Annotated in this window: 2 protein-coding genes; both read right to left on the bottom strand. The window is 51.5% G+C overall.

The genetic code is table 11. From position 1 onward, the window contains the following. The coding region (locus LKX84_RS17850; protein ID WP_228239079.1) for a sugar kinase at window positions 1-887 on the bottom strand (887 nt) is incomplete at its 3' end. 123 nt (window positions 888-1,010) lie between these two features. After that, the coding region (locus LKX84_RS17855) for a bile acid:sodium symporter family protein (RefSeq protein WP_228239080.1) at window positions 1,011-1,916 on the bottom strand (906 nt) is incomplete at its 5' end.

Below are 1,916 nucleotides of genomic sequence, written 5' to 3' on the forward strand. Positions count from 1 at the left end.
ATCAATCCGCCCATAAACGAATCCCCTCCGCCTACACGGTCCACAATGTGCGTGATCTGGTATTCCGGGGAAGTGAGCATGGCCTTGCCATCATACAATACCCCTGCCCAAGAGTTGTGTGAGGCCGAAAGGGACCCCCTCAAGGTAGTGATCACTTTTTTGGCGTTGGGGAACTTTTTCATCATCTGTTGGCAAACGGACAAAAAGGCCTCGGCCTTTACATGTTCCCCCTGTGTGGCAATGTCAAGCCCTTCCGGCTTTATCCCAAAATGCTTTTCCGCATCTTCCTCGTTCCCCAGAATGATATCGCAGTACGAGGTCAGTTCCGTCATGATGGCCTCCCGGTCCCCTCCGTATTTCCAGAGCTTGGCCCTGTAGTTCAGGTCGGTGGAAACGGTGAGCCCGTGCCTTTTGGCCGCCTTTACCGCCTCGATGCAGGCATCGGCCGCTCCCTGGGAAATGGCCGGGGTGATCCCCGTCCAATGGAACCATTCCGCCCCTTCAAAAACACTGTCCCAGTCCACCATGCCCTTCTGGATCTCTGCCATGGCCGAATGGGCACGGTCGTACACCACCTTGCTCCCTCTGGAAACGGCTCCCGTCTCCAAAAAGTAGATGCCCAATCGGTCCCCCCCGAAGATGATTCTGTCGGTGCCGACGCCACGCTTGCGCATCTCCATCAGGGCACATTCGCCCAGGTCGTTCTTGGGCAGCCGGGTCACAAAGTCCACGGGGATGCCATAATTGGCCAGGGATACCGCCACATTGGACTCTCCCCCGCCATAGACCACATCGAAACTGTTCGCCTGTGAAAACCTTAAAAATCCCGGAGGGGCCAATCGTAACATGATTTCCCCGAACGTGATCACTTTTTTTGTCCCTTTCATAAAATGTTATGTTTGTTGGTTTTAATATGTGCTGTTTAAGAAAAAGAAGAACGCACTTTAAAAAAGGTACGCTCTTCTTGAAAAACTAAACTAACTCAAACAATTAATTCTTATATACTTTTTTTAATTTTTTACTGTGGACACCTTCTTTTTAGGTGCACTTTTGTGCCAATAGGATGCCAAAATGGAACCTGTAATGTTCATCAGTGGACCGAAAACGGCCGGCGCAAGCCCCATGGTGGCGATCTTGCCCAACGTATTGGCGATCCCCGAGGCCAACCCCCCATTTTGCATGCCCACTTCTATGGAAATGGTACGGGCATCCCGCTCGTCCATTCCCACGACCCGTGCAAACCAATAGCCCAAAAAATAGCCAAAAAGATTGTGGACGAGTACCAAAAGGAGCAGCATTCCGCCAATATCCAAAAGACTGTCCCTGCCCGCTGCGGTGATCACAATAATGATCAATCCAATGGCCAACATGGACAACATGGGCATGATATCATCCAACCATTTGGTCTTGCCGTGCAACAAATAGTTGAACAGCAACCCGGCACCGATGGGCAGGATGATCATCTTGGTGATGCTCCACATCATGGTCAACACATCGATCTCCACGAACTGACCGGCCAACAGTTTCATCAACAAAGGGGTGACAAAGGGAGCGAGAAGCGTGGCAATGGAAGTGATGGTAATGGAAAGTGCCAGATTGGCCTTGGCCAGGTAGGCCATCACATTGGAGGCCACCCCGCTCGGCGAGCAGCCTATCAATACGATTCCCGCGGCAATCTCAGGAGAAAAACCGCTGATGTTGGCCAGTACGTAACCGATGATCGGCATGATGGCCAATTGTGCAGCCACACCTACCAATACCCCTTTTGGGGATTTGATGATCTCCGCAAAATCCTTGATGCTCATGGAGGTCCCCATCCCGAACATGATGATCTGGATCAACGGGATGATCAACCCCGTCAGCTTGAAGTCCCCTATCTGTACAAAATACTGGGGCCAATACAGTGAAAGGGCCAC

The organism is Allomuricauda sp. M10 (genome assembly GCF_020782875.1).
GTDB lineage: Bacteria > Bacteroidota > Bacteroidia > Flavobacteriales > Flavobacteriaceae > Flagellimonas.